We start from the raw sequence: 15,241 nt of genomic DNA on the forward strand, positions 1-15,241 counted from the left end.
CAACCAACCTACCTAACGCTCGCTTGGTAAGCCTTGTGACATGTATTGCACCGCACCCGGCAGGTTGAGGCAAGAGTTGCCATACTCGTCGGATGCGCAAACTGGCAGTGGCCGCATCCGTGCTGCTCCTGGCGGGGTGTGGGATCGGGCGGCCACCGGGTGCCGTCGATGGCGAATACCTCACAGTGGGGACTACCGACCGGGTATCCACCCTTGACCCGGCGGGGGCTTACGACAACGGGTCCTTCCAGGTGGAGAACCAGGTCTACCCCTTCCTGATGAACTTCACCCCGGGGACCGGTGACCTCAAACCCGACCTGGCCGCGTCGTGCGGATTCAAGAACCCCACGCTCTACAGCTGCACACTCAAACCTGGCTCGGTGTTCGCCAACGGCCACAAGCTGACGTCATCGGATGTGAAGTACTCGTATGACCGCGAACGTGTCATCGATGATCCCAACGGGCCGCAATCGCTGCTGGCCAACCTCGACCGTGTGGAGGCACCCGACGACCTGACCGTCGACTTCCGGCTCAAACTCCCCAACGACCAGACTTTCCCCCAGGTGCTGGCCACCAATGCCGGGCCGATCATCGACGAAGAGGTCTTTCCTCCCGACCGGCTGCTCGACGATGACGCCATCGCCAAGGCGGAGCCCTTCGCCGGCCCGTACACGATCACCTCGCACAGCAAGAACCAGCTGATCGGCTTGCGCGCCAATCCTCGCTACGTGGGCGGGCTGGGTAAGCCGCAGTGGGAACTGATCGGCATCAAGTACTACACCGGTGGCGAGAACCTCAAGATCGACATCGAGAACCGGGCCATCGACGTGGCCTACCGGAGCCTGTCGCCCAACGACATCGAGACACTCCGGGTCAATCCGCGCCTCGCCGTGCACGAGGGCCCCGGTGGTGAGCTCAGGTACATAGTCTTCAATCTCAAGACCATGCCGGGCGATACGGACGCGCAGAAGCTCGCGATCCGCAAGGCCGTCTCATCGCTGGTCGACCGTGAGGCATTGTCCCGCAACGTATACAAGGGCATCTATACCCCGGCGTATTCAGTAGTGCCCGACTCTATGCCGGGTGCCGTTGAATCGTTCAAGAACCTCTACGGAGCCAAGCCCAATGTCGAGCTGGCACGAAAGCTTTTGTCGGATGCCAATATTCCCCTGCCGGTGCTGATCAACCTGCAATACAACCCGGACCACTACGGGGGAAACTCGTCGGAGGAATACGCGGCGGTCAAGGGCCAGCTCGAAGCTTCTGGCTTGTTCCGGGTGGATTTGCAGTCCACCGAGTGGGTCGCCTACCAGGAGCGGCGGTCATCGGACTCGTACCCCGTTTACCAGTTCGGCTGGTTCCCTGATTTCCCCGACCCGGACAACTATCTGACCCCGTTCTTCATGCCGGACAACATGGTGGTGAACCATTTCTCCAGCGACACCATCACCCGGCTCATCACCGCCGAGGCCACCGAGCCGGACCGCGCCAAACGTCTGGGCATCATCGGCCAGATCCAGGATCTGATGGCGCGCGACTACATTTCGACACTGCCGCTGCTCACCGGGAAACAGATTGCGGTGTCGGTGAAGAACGTCGACGGGATCAAGCTCGGTCCGTCGTTCAAGTTCCAGTTCACTCCGCTGAAGAAGACGGGTAGCACCGCATGAGTACCACGTTGCTTCGCTATCTCGGGGTGCGCCTGGCGCTCATCATTCCGACAGCGTGGATCCTGATGACACTGGTTTTCGTCCTCATGCGCGGTATCGGCGATCCCATCACCGCCCAGGCCGGCGGCAGGCTCACCCCGGCGGAGATCGCTAAACGTAAGGCCGATGCGGGATTCGACCGGCCGATCTGGACGCAGTACTGGGAATACCTCACGGGTGTGCTGCGTGGTGACTTCGGCCGCACCCTCACCGACAAGCGGTCGATCACCGACATCATCGTGGTCAACGGTGCCGCCACCCTGGAGCTCGCGGTCGGCGCAATCATCCTGGCGCTGTTGCTGGGGATTCCCTTGGGGCGCCTGGCCGCAACTCATCGCGACAAGATCACCGATGTGTCCTTGCGGATGGCGGCGGTGCTGTTCTACGCCGCCCCGGTGTTCTTCGTGGCGATCCTGCTCAAGTTGTTCTTCTCGGTGAAACTCGGGTGGCTGCCGGCATCGGGGCGTAGCACCGTCGGTACGGAGATCGCGCTTGACGCCATGCCGCACCGCACCCATCTGTTGTTGGTGGACACCGTGCTGTACGGCAACGGCGCATATTTCGTGGACGCGCTCAAGCATCTGGTGTTGCCCGTGCTGGCCCTCGGCCTGCTGACCGCCGGAGTGTTCCTACGCTTGGTGCGAGTCAATCTTTTGCAGACGCTGCGTGCCGGATACGTGGATGCCGCCCGGGCACGCGGGCTGTCGGAGAGGGTTGTCGTCGGACGGCACGCCTTCCGGAACTCGCTGGTGCCGGTGGTCACGGTAATGGGAATGCAGATCGCCATGCTGCTTGCCGGGGCCGTACTCACTGAGACCGCATTTGAATGGAACGGATTGGGTTCGCAACTGGCGCACTATCTTTCGGCGCGCGACTTCGTCGCGGTGCAGGGTATCGTCACCGTGATCGCGATCATCGTCGCGGTGATGAGCTTCGTCATCGACGTGGCGGTCGCGTACATCGACCCGAGGGTGAGGTTCTGATGACGACATCGGTCAAGGAGTCGTTCGGCGCCCGACTGCGTAGGCTGCCGGGTCTGAGCCTGCTGCGTTCCGCCTATGGTCTGCAACGGTTCACGCTGGTGTCCGGACTGGTCCTCGTCACCGGTTTTATCCTCGTTGCGATACTGGCACCTTTGTTGGCGCCGTATGGGTTCTCGCAAACCAGTGTGGACGGTGTCGATTTCGTGCGACAGCAGGCGCCGTCGTGGCAGCACTGGTTCGGTACCTCGGTGCGGGGCGAAGATGTGTTCTCGCGCGTGCTGTTCGGTGCCCGCACCGCGCTGCTGGTCATCGTGACCTCGCTGGTGGTCTCCCTGCCGGTGGGTGTGGCGCTGGGTCTGACCTCCGGATACCTGGGCGGTTGGTTGGACCGCGGGCTGGTGCTGGTGACGGATGCGCTGTATGCCATGCCCTCGCTGCTGCTGGCCATCGTGGTGTCGATCGCGGTCACCGGAGGGCAATCCAGTACCGGCGGAGGCATTCTCGCGGCGGCCATCGCCATCATGGCCGTGTTCGTACCACAGTACTTTCGGGTGGTGCGTAACGCCACCGTCGGTATCAAACAGGAGCCTTTCGTGGATGCCGCACGGGTGACCGGCGCAAGTACCCCGCGAATCCTGTTCCGGCACATCCTCTCCAATGTCACCTCGTCATTGCCGGTCATCATCACCCTCAACGGTGCCGAAGCCATCCTGACGTTGGCCGGGCTCGGATTTCTTGGGTTCGGCATCGAACCGACCCAGGCCGCCGAATGGGGCTACGACCTGAACAAGGCGCTATCGGATGTGGCGAACGGCATTTGGTGGACGGGGGTTTTCCCCGGTACGGCCATCGTGCTGGTGGTGCTCGGCATGACGCTGGTGGGCGAGAGCCTCAACGAGGTCATCAATCCTCTCCTGCGGACACGGCGAGGTGACGCGTGAGTGAGAAAGAAGTGTTGGCTGCGCTGTCGTTCCGATCGCTGTCGGTGACGTTCAGCACCGATAGCGGGCCCGTGGCTGCGGTCGAAGATGTGTCGTTCGACGTGAAACCCGGGGAGGTCCTGGCCGTCGTCGGGGAGTCGGGTTCGGGCAAGTCGGTGTCCTCTCGCACCGCGATCCAGCTGCTACCAGAGACCGCGCGCATCACCGGTTCGGTTCTGCTCGACGGCCGCGATATCACCACACTGTCGGGCCGTGAGCTGACGGCCATGCGCGGCAAGGATATTGCGATGGTGTTTCAGGAGCCCGGGGCAGCACTGGATCCGCTGTTCACCATCGGATACCAAGTAGGTGAGGCGGTCCGTGCACACACGGATCTGAACCGTACGCAGACCCGCGCGCGGGTCGTCGAACTGCTCAAGCTTGTGCAGCTACCCGACCCGGAGCGCCGCTATGACTGCTATCCGCACCAGCTCTCGGGCGGTCAGAAACAACGCGTGGTCATCGCGATGGCCATCGCGTGTGACCCGAAGGTCATCATCGCCGACGAGCCGACGACCGCTCTGGACGTGACGGTGCAGGCCGAAATCCTGGAACTCCTCAGGGATCTGCGGGACAGGATCGGCAGCGCCATCCTGCTCATCACCCACAACATGGGGGTGGTCGCCGATATCGCAGACCGTGTGGTCGTGATGAAGCAGGGCAAGGTCGTCGAAATAGCGCCGGTGGAACAGCTTTTCGCCGATCCTGCCGAGCCGTACACCCGGGCACTGTTAGCGGCCGTCCCGCACCTGGGGCAGGGAGACCCAGAGCACGCGCCTGATCCGAGCGGAGAGCCGGCCGAGCCCGTGCTGGAAGTGTCCCATCTCGTGGTGGAATTCCCCGGCCTACTAGGGCGTGCGTCCTTCCGTGCGGTTGATGACGTGAGCTTCAGCATCTGCCGTGGGAAAACCCTTGGACTGGTGGGAGAATCGGGCTCGGGGAAGTCAACCATTGGCAGATGCGTGGCCGCGCTGCAGCAGCCCGCCTCCGGGTCGGTGCGGATGCTTGGGCAGGAAATCGTCGGCATGAGCCAGCGCAAGCTGCGCCCACTGCGCGCCAAGTTCGGGTTTGTATTCCAGGACCCGGCCACCTCCCTGAACCCGAAGATGCGTGTGGGCGACTGCATCGCCGAACCCATGTGGGTGCACCGGTACGGTGATCGGCGCGAGATTTCCGCCCGTGTCGCCGAGCTCATCGCGGCCGTACAGCTTCCGGATGGCACCGAAAACCGCTATCCCCATGAGCTTTCCGGAGGACAGCGGCAGCGTGCCAATCTCGCCCGAGCGCTGGCGTTGGGCCCCGACTTGCTGGTCGCCGACGAACCCACCAGCGCGCTCGATGTGTCTGTACAGGCGGCCGTCCTGGACTTGTTCGAGGAGCTACAGCAGCAGTGGCAGTTCGCCTGTCTGTTCATCAGTCACGACCTCGCCGTGGTGGACCGACTTGCCGACGAGGTCGCGGTGCTGCGCCACGGGGTTCTCGAAGAGATGGGGCCGCGAGGCCAAATTCTGCGCAACCCGTCGACCGAATACACCCGCGCGTTGGTCGCGGCCGTACCGGTGCCGGACCCCGTAGAACAACGAGAGCGGCAACGGAATCGCCGGCACAGCCGTTAGGAGTCGCCTGCGGTGTGCTCGTGGGACGGCCCGTCGGCGGACTTCTTGTGGTCACCGGAACCCGAGCTCGAGCCGGCTTCCGGATGTCCCGGCTTGCTGTCACCTGCTCCGGCCGCTGATCGCGAGCCCGTCGATCCTGAGGTGTCCGTGTTCCTATTCGGCGCGGAAGACTGTTGTCCACCAAGGCTGCTCGATGATCCAGTGCGTCCAGGGGAACCGTTGGGGGCGTGCGCACCCGGTCCGGGGCCGGTCGACGTCGTGCCGGAGCCGGGATTGCTTGTCGGGCCGCTGGGCGCCGAGGGTGCGGACTTGTTTCCCAACACCGAGTCGTTAGAGTTGGTTCGGTCGGGTGTCTCTTGTGACCCGCTGCTGTATTTCGGCTTCAGTCCACTGGCTCTGGGTGTTGTATGAGCCTTGCCGGCCTCGGACTTGCTCGGCGACTCCTTCAGTTTCGTATCGGTCTGTGGTGACGTAGCGGTTTCGGGACTGTGCTGCGTGCCATTCACGGAGGTACGGGGTTCGGATGTGGGGCTCTTGGCGGTCGTGTCCACAGTGGCCTTCGGTGTCTCATCCTTCTCTGCCCCGGGAGTCGATGAGCCCGCGGCCTTGGGCTTTTGGCTCTGCTGGGGCGGATCCGAGGCGAACTTCTTCGTCGCGTCGGGGGTCGGGCTGCTCGCGACGGTCACGCCGTCAGTGTCACTGATAGACACCGCCTGGCCATTGCGGTTCAGGGTGACGTTCTTCCCCGCGATCTCGAGTCTTGCTCCGTACGGTGTGGTGGCTGTGGATCCGTGTCCGTCGACGATGGTCGTGACGTGTCCACCCTCTGACACCGTCGTGGTGGCACCTTCTCGAGTCAGCGTGGTACCGGGATTGGCCTTGATCTGATCGGCGGAGTGCTGAACGGTCTGACTGGATTTCAGATAGTTGGTCACTGCCGAGATGACATCTCCGGTATTCAGGCCATGGTCAACCACCTCGTCCCGAGCCACGCCGGGCAGTGAATGTACTTCGATGTTAACTGCGGTGGAACCAGGTGCTGCGGTGATGAATTGAGATCTATATGGCGTAGCCACTACGTCATCCTTGGTGCTCACCACCAGGTAGTCGACGCCGGGTTTGGTATCGGGCAGCCGGTTGAGGTTGTCGAGAAACTGGCTACCCACGGTTTGTTGGGACAACGACGGCCACGCCAGGGTGCTGGCGGCCGCATAGATCACGTCCTTGACGGGTTTCCAGCCGTTGATGTCGACCGAGTTACCCACCGGCCCGACGAAGTTCGCCAGTCCACTGAACGTGGTGCCGTGGCTTGACGGTGCCAGCTGGACCACATTCGCGACGTTGTCGGCCGTGTTCTGCGACAGGAAGTTCTTGATGAGCAAGCCACCTTGAGAATGGCCGACTAGATCCACCTTTTTGGCACCGGTTCGGTCCAAGACCGTCGCGACTTCATCGGCGAGCTGTTGTGTGGACACCTCGACATCACCGAAGCCGCGCAGCCCGATCTTCTGTCCGATCGACCCGACGAGGCCCTGAAACCCGGTCTGTCCGTATTCGAAGGTGAATGCATTCATCCCGGCATCGTGGAGGCTCGTCTTCATCGCATCCCAGTACTTTTGATTCTCGGCCGTCCCGTGTACCAGGACGACCGGGATGCTCCCAGGTGTGGGTTTGTCGGCTTCGGAAGGGGAAGTAGGGGATTCGGAGTTGATTACCGCGTCGAGACCATGGCCGTTTTCACCCGGGTTCAGCGAGACGGTGGTCCGTTTGGTGATCGTCAAGGCAGGTGAGGAATCGGCGACGCCATGCTCCGCCCCGATTGGTGTCGAGCTTGAGGTCAGGGAAATGAACCCGGACTCCACCGTCAATGTCATCGGGGCGGGCAGGGGATTGTCTGGGATCGTGTGGAGGGCAGCGGGCGCCCCGCCTGTGACAACCAATGCTGTGACTAGGGACGTGGCCAACAGGACACGGAGTCTGTCTGCACGTGGGTGATGCAGAGGGGGATTCCGAGCGATACCGCTCGCTCGGTGCGATGCCGTCGGCATGAACAAAACGGTAGATGCTTAACCGGTAGATCGCATGTCGAGAATCCCAATTCTGTTGCAACACCGATAATTTGTGACTGGCATCACGGTTGCGGGTCGGTGGTGGCGCCGGCGCGACTAGCCCAGAATCGAGAAGGGCTGCGCCTCCTCGATTTCCAGTGCAAGCTCAAGCAGTGTCCGCTCACTGCCGCGGCGACCGCTGAACATCACTCCGATGGGTAGTCCGTCGGGATCCTGCCCGAGTGGAAGCGATATCGCCGGTGCGCCGGAGGCGTTGTGTACCGGTGTGAATCCCACATATGAGCTGAGTTTGTGCAGTAGCTCTTCGGGGTCCTGGTCGGGGGTCAGATATCCGATCCGTGGCGTGGTGTGGGTGAGCACGGGGGTAAGCACCGCGTCGATACCGGTGTTGAACCCGCGCTCGTACACCCGGGCGGATGCGGCCAGTCTGGCCAGGAACAGCGGTGTGCGGTACGCCCGCCTGGCAAATCTGCGGCTGAGACCGAGCGTCAACGGATCCAGCCGGGAGGCGTCGAATCCGTCGAACAATCTGGATCCACCCTTGGCGACCGCGAAGGCCAGAAAGGACCAGTAGTCCTCGAAGTCGGTTTTGAACGAGGGCAGCACCGCGGGCGTGTACGGCTCGATGCTGTGACCAAGGGATTCAACCACTTTCGCGGCAGAGTCCACCGCCTGCCGAGTGGCGGGGTCCGTTGCCGGAGTGAACGGGGAATCCATGCATAGACCGATCCGCAGCCGACGTTGGCCGGGGCGATCTACGCGGCCTATCGGCGTTAGCTTCGGGTTGCGATAGTTCAGCTCGGCGGCCTCGAAGAAGCGTGCACAGTCACGGACGCTGCGCACAAGAACCCCGTCGGCGACGATCTTCACCGGCGCGGAACTGCTCGAAGGGTCACCCAAAAGCCTTCCGCGACTGGCTTTGAGGCCCACGAGACCACATACCGCCGCCGGGATTCGGATGGATCCGCCGCCGTCGTTACCGTGTGCGATGGGCACTACCCCGGCAGCCACCAGCGCCGCCGAGCCACCAGATGACCCGCCCGCGGAGAAGTCCGTGTGCCACGGATTGCGGGTGACCGACCCGCCCGAACGTTCCGTGCTGGCCGACCAGCCGTATTCGGGCATGGTGGTCGACGCGATGGGAATGACTCCGGTGCTGAGGAACTGTTGGGTGAACGGTCCATCGACGGTCTGCAGCGTCGGCGGGATGGCCGCGGAGCCTTCCGTAAGCGGCATTCCAGCCACATGGATGTTGCTTTTCGTTGCCGTGGGTACGCCTCCAAAAGCGCCGAAGGCCTCACCTTCCGCCTCGTGTGCACGCTCGCGTGCCCGCGGAAAGTCCTTGAACTCCACTGCATTGAGCGCGGGATTGACCCGTTCGAGACGGACGATGGCGGCCTCGACGCATTCGGCGGCGGTGACCTCGCCGGAGGCGATCCGCTCGGCGACTCCGGTGGCATCCAGGTCGCCGAGGGCATCCTCGGTGAATGCATGAACGCGGGTCATGCGTGACCTCCTAAGTAGGCGACGATCGCGTTGGTCAGCCCTCGACGGGCTTCCTCGAGATCCGAATAGGTTCCCAGCTGTTTCTCCGAGACGAGCCCCCGCATGGCGCCAGGGATGAAGGCCGCCACCTCGTGCACCCGGACGGGATCTACGTCCAAGCCATCGAACGCCTGCTGGCATGCTCGCGCCCAACGATGCTTCCATGAGGCCAGCTCGGCGGCTGTCTGGGGGTACAGCTGCTCCAGCTCCTTCGGTTGGTGTGGCAGCGATCGACGCAGGTTCTCGATGGCCCGCGAGTCCGGTGAGGTCAAACCCCGATAGAGGGTCTCGACGATCGCGCTGACCCGCGATTGCAGGGAAGCCTCCGGATCCGTCAACCCCTTCTTCCATGGCTGGTCGCCGCGACGTTCGGCGGTGCATTGCAACACCGCGGCCCACAGACCGTCGATATCGCCGAACTGATACTTCACGGCGCCCCAGGTGGCGCCGCATTCCTTGGCGATTCTGTTCGCCGACACCGCCGCCGGATCGCCCGAGGCAAGTACGCGCAATGCGGCGTCGAGCATGGTCTCACGGGTAGCCAGGCCACGGCGATTCGCCCGCCGCCCGGTGATCGCCGCTTCGCTCATCTCAACGATGCTAGTGGGCCGCCCATTTTCATAGAACTATCTGTGAAAAGTGGCCGGATTCGATTACTGTCACCGCGTAAGGAGGTTCCGATGCCGAAGCCGCCGTTGTCGATGAAGCCCACGGGATGGTTCCAGGTCGCCTGGTCCGCGGAGATCGCCGTCGGCGATGTGCACCGGATGACCTACTTCGGGCGCGAGATGGTGGCCTGGCGCGCGCAGTCGGGGGAACTTGCGGTGATGGATGCGTACTGCGAGCACCTCGGCGCGCATCTGGGCCACGGCGGACATGTTGAGGGTGACCGGATCGTCTGCCCGTTCCACGGCTGGGAATGGAACCGCGACGGCAAGAACGTGTGCATTCCCTACGAAAAGCGGCCAAACCCGTTGCGGCGCATCCAAAGCTATCCCGTTGTGGAATGCAATGAGGCGGTCTACATCTGGCACGACGTGCACGGCAGGGCACCCTACTTCGACGTCCCCGATGTCTTCACCGGATTCGAAGACGGCAGCAGCGCCACGGACTACTACCCCGGATATCCGCACAGCACCCTGTATTGCGAACGGCTACAGCTGCATCCGCAATATGTTCTCGAAAACGGAGTGGACTTCGCACACTTCAAGTACGTGCATAAGACGCCGTTCATCCCGAAGTTCACCCGACAAGAGTTCGCGAAACCCATCTCCTACGTCGACTTCACCATCGCCTTCGACGAGATACCGGGCATGTCCGCCGAGGATATGAAAAGCGGGGTGCAGGCCATCAACGGCGGATTGGGTGTCGCCGTCACCAAGAGCTGGGGGATGATCGACAATCGCACCGTCTCCGCGGTGACCCCGGTTGACGACGAGACCTGCGATGTCAGATTCACCGTCTTCATCGGACGGCCGCCCGGGGCTGATCCCAATGATTCCAGCGAACCGCCGCAAACCGCAAAGACGTTCTCGCAGGCCATTATCGATCAATTCCTCGCCGATATCCACATTTGGTCGCATCAGCGGTACTCGGATCCGCCCGCGCTGGTACGTGCCGAATACGAAGGCTTCATCGCCCTACGGAAATGGGCGACCCAGTTCTATCCCGAGCTCGCCGAGGAGATCAGAGCATGAGCGCTATCAGGGTGTTTCAGGTCGCCACCGGAAATGTCGGCACCGAGATGATCAAGCGCCTCGCCCAGCATCCCGATCTGGAGCTGGTCGGATTGCATTGCTACTCAAGGGAAAAGATCGGTCGAGACGCCGGTGAGCTCGTGGGTCTGGAATCCAACGGTGTCATCGCCACTGGCACCGTCGAGGAGATCATCACCGCCAAACCCGACGTACTGACCTTCCACGGTGTGTTCCCCGACGAGGACCTGTACGTCAAAGTGCTCGAGGCGGGTATCGACATCGTCACCACCGCAGACTGGATCACCGGGCACCACCGCAACCAGAACCACCCGCACCCATCGGGCCGTCCCACCACCGAGGTGTTGCAGGAGGCATGCGAACGCGGCGGATCAACCTTCTACGGCACCGGCATGAATCCAGGGCTGACGCAGATTCTGGGCGTGATCCACTCTTGCGATGTCGCCGAGATCGAGAACGTCACGGTCATCGAATCGGTAGATGTGTCCTGCCACCACTCTGTGGACTCCTGGGAGATGGTCGGGTACGGACGCCCAGTAGCGGACCCAGAGATCCCGGCGCTCTTGGAGAAGGGCACCCGCGTCTTCGCCGACGGGGTGTATCTGATGGCCGACTGCTTCGGCCTTGAACTCGACGACGTCACCTTCTCCTACGAGCTGGGCGCCTGCACCGAGGACGTCGACCTCGGTTGGTACCGGCTGCCGAAGGGCTCGCTGGGGGCCAATTACCTGAAGTACCAGGGGATTGTCGACGGGGTGCCGAAGGTCGAGGTGCACGTCGAGTGGCAGATGACCCCGAAGACGCAGCCGCACTGGAACGTCAAGGGCTGCTACATCACCAAGATCCAGGGCGATCCGTGCGTTTATAGCAAGCACATGGTCATCCCCAAACCCGGAACCGACTTCTCCAACCCCGCTGCTTTCGCATCCGTCGGGATGACCGTCACAGGCCTGCCCGCACTCAACGCCATCCGGAGCGTCATCGACGCGCCGCCGGGGATTCTCACCTCGGCCGACCTGCCGTTGCGCGGATTCGCGGGGCGCTTCAAGTAACGCTCTCAAGGGGCTGTGGCGGCACCGATCCCAGCCGGGACGGGTACCGTAAGGCCCGATATGAGCGAGCGAGCCGACAAACCCAGTAATTCGTACGCCGCGGCCGGGGTGGATATCGAAGCCGGTGACCGGGCGGTCGAGCTATTCAAAAAATCAGTCGCCAAGACCCACCGCCCCGAGGTGTTGGGTGGACTCGGCGGCTTTGCCGGGCTGTTCGCCCTCAAAGGCGGGTATCGCGAGCCGGTGCTGGCAGCCTCCACCGATGGCGTCGGCACCAAGATCGCGGTCGCGCAGGCCATGGACAAACGCGACACCGTCGGCCTCGACCTAGTGGCCATGGTGGTCGACGACCTCGTCGTCTGCGGGGCCGAACCGCTATTTCTGCAGGACTACATCGCCGTCGGCAAGGTAGTCCCCGAGCGCGTCAGTGAACTGGTCGCCGGCATTGCCGAGGGATGCGCCATCGCCGGCTGCGCCCTGCTGGGCGGGGAGACCGCCGAACATCCGGGTCTTATGGCACCCGATGACTTTGACCTCTCGGCCACCGGCGTCGGCATCGTGGAGGCAGACCGCGTGCTGGGACCGGACCGGGTGCGTCCTGGCGACGTCGTGATCGCCATGCGATCCTCGGGACTGCATTCCAACGGGTACTCGCTGGCCCGGCACGTGCTGCTGGATATCGACAGGATGGACCTGTTCGGACAGGTCGAGGAGTTCGGCCGCACGCTTGGCGAGGAGCTGCTCGAGCCCACCCGCATCTACGCCAAGGATTGCCTGGCACTGGCCGCCGAGACCGAGGTGCGCACCTTCTGCCACGTCACCGGCGGCGGGCTCGCAGGCAACCTGGCCCGCGTCATACCCGACGGATTGGTCGCCGAGCTCGAACGCAGCAGCTGGACCCCCGGCCCCATCTTCGCGATGATCGCCCAGCGCGGCCGCATTGAGCGCGCAGAGATGGAGAAGACCTTCAACATGGGCGTCGGCATGGTCGCGGTCGTCGCACCCGAGGACGTCGACAGGGCTCTGGCGGTCCTGACCGCACGGCACATCGACTGCTGGACCCTGGGCGCCATCAAGAAGTCAGGCAAGGAATCAGGCAGCGAGAATGCGGTGCTGGTGGGCCAGCACCCGAGGTTCTAGGGAGAAGCGATACCTGGAGCCTTAGCGGCGCCAGGCCTCCTCGTCCTCAGTCCAGCGATCGCTGGTGCGGTCATCATCCGGTTGGGGTGATGACGGAGCGCCGGAGAGTTCACGGCGGAGCTCCTCGAGATTCGTGTTAGGAGAGCTGTATTTCAGCTCGCGAGCAACCTTGGTCTGCTTTGCCTTTGCCCGGCCGCGGCCCATGGGGGAACCCCCTCGCGCAATAGCGGAGCGGCCCAATATTAGGGCGGCTCCGGTGGAGTGTTTTTATCGATCCTGACGATAGTTTAGCGTGCCGATCCACCGACTGCTGCACGCCCTAACTGCCCGGTTGGCTTATCGGTGGCGGAGCCGGTCCACCGCAGCGCGTCCGCGCTGCTCACCGCCCAGATCGGGTAGTAGATCGAGGTCAATGGCGGCGGCTGATGGGCCTGCCGTCAGGGGTGTCGGATTCCCGTTCGCGAGTGCCTCCGCGACCGAGCGTTTGACCAAAGCCAGGGCGATGGGGCCGAGATCGACATGGTCGACCACCGAGCCCACCCGGCCGACCGTCCGGCCGCCTGCGGTCACCTCGTCACCTGTGGATGGGCGGTCGGCGGAGCCGTCGAGATGTAGCAACACCAGCACCCGCGGCGGCTTGCCCAGATTGTGTACCCGGGCTACCGTCTCCTGCCCCCGATAGCAGCCCTTTTCCAGGTGTACGGCGCGTGGATCGTCGCCGTCGGCGATCCACGCCGCCTCATGCGGGATGGTCCGCTCGTCGGTGTCCAGGGTGAGTCGTGGCCGCGCGGCTGCCACTCGGAGCGCTTCGAACGCCCACAGACCGGCAGGGCGTACGCCCAGGCGCTCGGCGACGTCCTGTCCGGAGGGGACCAGGAGATCGAACGTCGCCTCGGGAAGGGGCCACGGCATGCGCCGGATGAGGCCACCGCCGGGGAGTGCGACCGCGCGGTCCCCGGCGGGGAGTGCTGTGATCCCCAGCTTTTCGGCCAGGTCGCCGGTTTCCGGACCGACCAGGCTGAAGACCTTCAGATCGGACGCGGCGACCTCTACCTTCGCCCAGAACACCATCTTGGAGAGGAAGTCGCGTAACGCCTGGCCACGCCACGGCTCGGTGTCCAGGTAGGTAATGCCGTCCAGATCGGTCTGCACCCAGTGGTCTTCGACGCGTCCCTGTCCGTCGAGGCTGAGGTTCTCCCGCGTTTCGCCGTCCTGCAGATCCGCGACGTGCTGGCTGGAGATGGTGTGCAACCAGCTCAGCCGTTCGGGGCCGGATAGGGCGATGACGGGGCGCGTCGACCGATCGATGAGGACTGCACCGGTCAGAGCAGCGCGCTGCTCACCCAGGGGGTCGCCGTAATGCCACACCGCGCCGGCGTCGGGGCTGCCCTCGGGCACATAAATGGCGCTCATCGGTGCCTATGTTCTTCACGTAAGCGGCTCATCACATGTTCAACTCTACGACCGCTAATCTCAATGCCCATGGCGGTAGCGGTGCTGGTCACACTCGATGGCAAACAACACGACCCATCGGTGCCGCTGTTACACGCCGATGAGCTCGCCGCTGTGCGCGGAGACGGTGCATTCGAGACGCTGCTGGTGCGTGGTGGCACCGTCTGCAAGCTGGAAGCTCACTTAGACCGGATGGCTGTATCGGCCGAGGCGATGGATCTGTCCGAGCCTGACCGTGCTGCGTGGCGCGCGGCCGTCGAGGTCGGTGTGGAGCAATGGAACTCGATATCGTGTGAAGACGCGATGCTACGCCTGGTGTACACACGGGGGCGCGAAAGCGGTGGGGACGCAACGGCATACCTGACCATCGCGCCGGTTCCGGAGCGATCACTGCTGGCGCGGAGTGACGGCATCTCGGTGATCATGTTGGACCGCGGGCTGCCCGCGAGACCCGCCGAACCGTTGCCGTGGTTGCTGTCTGGGGCCAAGACGCTGTCCTACGCGATCAACATGTCCGCCCTGCGGTATGCCGAACATCAAGGGGTCCAAGACGTCATCTTCGTCAGCTCGGACGGATTCGTGCTCGAGGGGCCGCGCTCGACGGTCATCGTCGACACCGGCGATGCCTTGATCACGCCGTTCCCGGAACACGGAATTCTGCACGGAACCACTCAGCGGGCGCTCTTCGAGGTCGCAGGCTCCGCCGGGATTGAATGCCGGTACGCGGCCGTGACGCCTGCTGATTTAGTTGCCGCCCAAGATATTTGGATGTTGGCCAGTATTACTCTCGCGGCTCGGATACATACGCTCGACGGCGTCGCGCGTCCCGCGGGGCCGTTGGCGGCGCGGTTGCCCGAGCTGGTCGACAACGCCATCGCGCTCTAGTTCTGTTCGCGCTCGAATAAATAGGTTGTCGCGCACCTGCTTGCGTCGTACCGTCGTCGGTACACAAGGAAGGAGGTGGTCCGAATAGTGATTTC

Annotated in this window: 13 protein-coding genes; 8 read left to right on the forward strand and 5 right to left on the reverse strand. The window is 63.4% G+C overall.

What is annotated here, in order from left to right:
* The first annotated feature begins 143 nt into the window (after positions 1-143).
* The 4 genes from MLB1_RS16810 to MLB1_RS16825 are packed head-to-tail and all read left to right on the forward strand — an operon-like array spanning position 144 to position 5,288.
* Positions 144-1,670, forward strand: coding sequence for an ABC transporter substrate-binding protein (locus MLB1_RS16810; RefSeq protein ID WP_180751258.1), 1,527 nt, complete (start codon positions 144-146; stop codon positions 1,668-1,670).
* Positions 1,667-2,692 carry an ABC transporter permease gene (locus MLB1_RS16815; protein ID WP_180750989.1) on the forward strand — a complete coding sequence of 342 codons (1,026 nt, stop codon included), beginning with the start codon at positions 1,667-1,669 and terminating at the stop codon, positions 2,690-2,692. Before MLB1_RS16810 ends, MLB1_RS16815 begins: the two co-directional genes overlap by 4 nt.
* Entirely contained in the window at positions 2,692-3,633 is a 942-nt protein-coding gene (locus MLB1_RS16820) for an ABC transporter permease (protein ID WP_180750990.1), read from the forward strand. The genes MLB1_RS16815 and MLB1_RS16820 overlap by 1 nt, the downstream gene beginning before the upstream one ends.
* Positions 3,630-5,288 carry an ABC transporter ATP-binding protein gene (locus MLB1_RS16825; protein WP_180750991.1) on the forward strand — a complete coding sequence of 553 codons (1,659 nt, stop codon included), beginning with the start codon at positions 3,630-3,632 and terminating at the stop codon, positions 5,286-5,288. The genes MLB1_RS16820 and MLB1_RS16825 overlap by 4 nt, the downstream gene beginning before the upstream one ends.
* Here the strand turns inward: MLB1_RS16825 and MLB1_RS16830 are convergent.
* The 3 genes from MLB1_RS16830 to MLB1_RS16840 form a co-directional block, all read right to left on the reverse strand.
* A complete protein-coding gene (locus MLB1_RS16830) occupies positions 5,285-7,336 on the reverse strand; it encodes an alpha/beta fold hydrolase (protein WP_180750992.1) in 2,052 nt (683 codons plus the stop codon). The genes MLB1_RS16825 and MLB1_RS16830 overlap by 4 nt on opposite strands.
* Positions 7,337-7,453: 117 nt before the next feature.
* A complete protein-coding gene (locus MLB1_RS16835; RefSeq protein WP_180750993.1) occupies positions 7,454-8,863 on the reverse strand; it encodes an amidase in 1,410 nt (469 codons plus the stop codon).
* On the reverse strand, positions 8,860-9,492 hold the full coding sequence (locus MLB1_RS16840) for a TetR family transcriptional regulator (protein WP_180750994.1): 633 nt from the start codon (positions 9,490-9,492) through the stop codon (positions 8,860-8,862). The genes MLB1_RS16835 and MLB1_RS16840 overlap by 4 nt, the downstream gene beginning before the upstream one ends.
* A gap of 90 nt (positions 9,493-9,582) precedes the next feature.
* On the opposite strand from MLB1_RS16840, the gene MLB1_RS16845 reads away from it, so the two are divergent.
* From MLB1_RS16845 to purM, 3 genes are read left to right on the forward strand one after another with little or no spacing between them, the layout of a single operon-like run.
* Positions 9,583-10,599 (forward strand): Rieske 2Fe-2S domain-containing protein, encoded by a 1,017-nt coding sequence (locus tag MLB1_RS16845; protein ID WP_180750995.1) that lies wholly within the window; start codon positions 9,583-9,585, stop codon positions 10,597-10,599.
* A complete protein-coding gene (locus MLB1_RS16850) occupies positions 10,596-11,669 on the forward strand; it encodes a dihydrodipicolinate reductase (protein ID WP_180750996.1) in 1,074 nt (357 codons plus the stop codon). Before MLB1_RS16845 ends, MLB1_RS16850 begins: the two co-directional genes overlap by 4 nt.
* Before the next feature lie 60 nt (positions 11,670-11,729).
* The gene (purM, locus tag MLB1_RS16855; protein WP_180750997.1) at positions 11,730-12,809 is read left to right on the forward strand and encodes a phosphoribosylformylglycinamidine cyclo-ligase; all 1,080 of its coding nucleotides are present in this window, start codon (positions 11,730-11,732) and stop codon (positions 12,807-12,809) included.
* 21 nt (positions 12,810-12,830) lie between these two features.
* Here purM and MLB1_RS16860 read toward each other — a convergent pair whose 3' ends face one another.
* Together MLB1_RS16860 and MLB1_RS16865 are read right to left on the reverse strand one after the other, a co-directional pair.
* Positions 12,831-13,013 (reverse strand): DUF3073 domain-containing protein, encoded by a 183-nt coding sequence (locus MLB1_RS16860; RefSeq protein WP_180750998.1) that lies wholly within the window; start codon positions 13,011-13,013, stop codon positions 12,831-12,833.
* 132 nt (positions 13,014-13,145) lie between these two features.
* Positions 13,146-14,222: a folate-binding protein YgfZ gene (locus tag MLB1_RS16865; protein ID WP_180750999.1), complete on the reverse strand. Its 1,077-nt coding sequence runs from the start codon at positions 14,220-14,222 to the stop codon at positions 13,146-13,148.
* Between the two features lie 69 nt (positions 14,223-14,291).
* Between MLB1_RS16865 and MLB1_RS16870 the strand changes: the two genes are divergently transcribed.
* Positions 14,292-15,146: an aminodeoxychorismate lyase gene (locus tag MLB1_RS16870; RefSeq protein WP_180751000.1), complete on the forward strand. Its 855-nt coding sequence runs from the start codon at positions 14,292-14,294 to the stop codon at positions 15,144-15,146.
* The last annotated feature ends 95 nt before the right edge of the window (positions 15,147-15,241 follow it).

Origin of the sequence: Mycobacteroides sp. LB1 (assembly GCF_013449725.1) — a bacterium.
Taxonomy (GTDB): domain Bacteria; phylum Actinomycetota; class Actinomycetes; order Mycobacteriales; family Mycobacteriaceae; genus Mycobacterium.

Excerpts from the sequence above, each read along its gene's own strand:
- MLB1_RS16815 (WP_180750989.1), top strand. The coding sequence starts at position 1,667 with ATGAGTACCACGTTGCTTCGCTATCTCGGGGTGCGCCTGGCGCTCATC.
- MLB1_RS16820 (WP_180750990.1), top strand. The coding sequence starts at position 2,692 with ATGACGACATCGGTCAAGGAGTCGTTCGGCGCCCGACTGCGTAGGCTG.
- MLB1_RS16830 (WP_180750992.1), bottom strand. The coding sequence starts at position 7,336 with ATGCCGACGGCATCGCACCGAGCGAGCGGTATCGCTCGGAATCCCCCT.
- MLB1_RS16835 (WP_180750993.1), bottom strand. The coding sequence starts at position 8,863 with ATGACCCGCGTTCATGCATTCACCGAGGATGCCCTCGGCGACCTGGAT.
- MLB1_RS16840 (WP_180750994.1), bottom strand. The coding sequence starts at position 9,492 with ATGAGCGAAGCGGCGATCACCGGGCGGCGGGCGAATCGCCGTGGCCTG.
- MLB1_RS16845 (WP_180750995.1), top strand. The coding sequence starts at position 9,583 with ATGCCGAAGCCGCCGTTGTCGATGAAGCCCACGGGATGGTTCCAGGTC.
- MLB1_RS16850 (WP_180750996.1), top strand. The coding sequence starts at position 10,596 with ATGAGCGCTATCAGGGTGTTTCAGGTCGCCACCGGAAATGTCGGCACC.
- purM (WP_180750997.1), top strand. The coding sequence starts at position 11,730 with ATGAGCGAGCGAGCCGACAAACCCAGTAATTCGTACGCCGCGGCCGGG.
- MLB1_RS16860 (WP_180750998.1), bottom strand. The coding sequence starts at position 13,013 with ATGGGCCGCGGCCGGGCAAAGGCAAAGCAGACCAAGGTTGCTCGCGAG.
- MLB1_RS16865 (WP_180750999.1), bottom strand. The coding sequence starts at position 14,222 with ATGAGCGCCATTTATGTGCCCGAGGGCAGCCCCGACGCCGGCGCGGTG.
- MLB1_RS16870 (WP_180751000.1), top strand. The coding sequence starts at position 14,292 with ATGGCGGTAGCGGTGCTGGTCACACTCGATGGCAAACAACACGACCCA.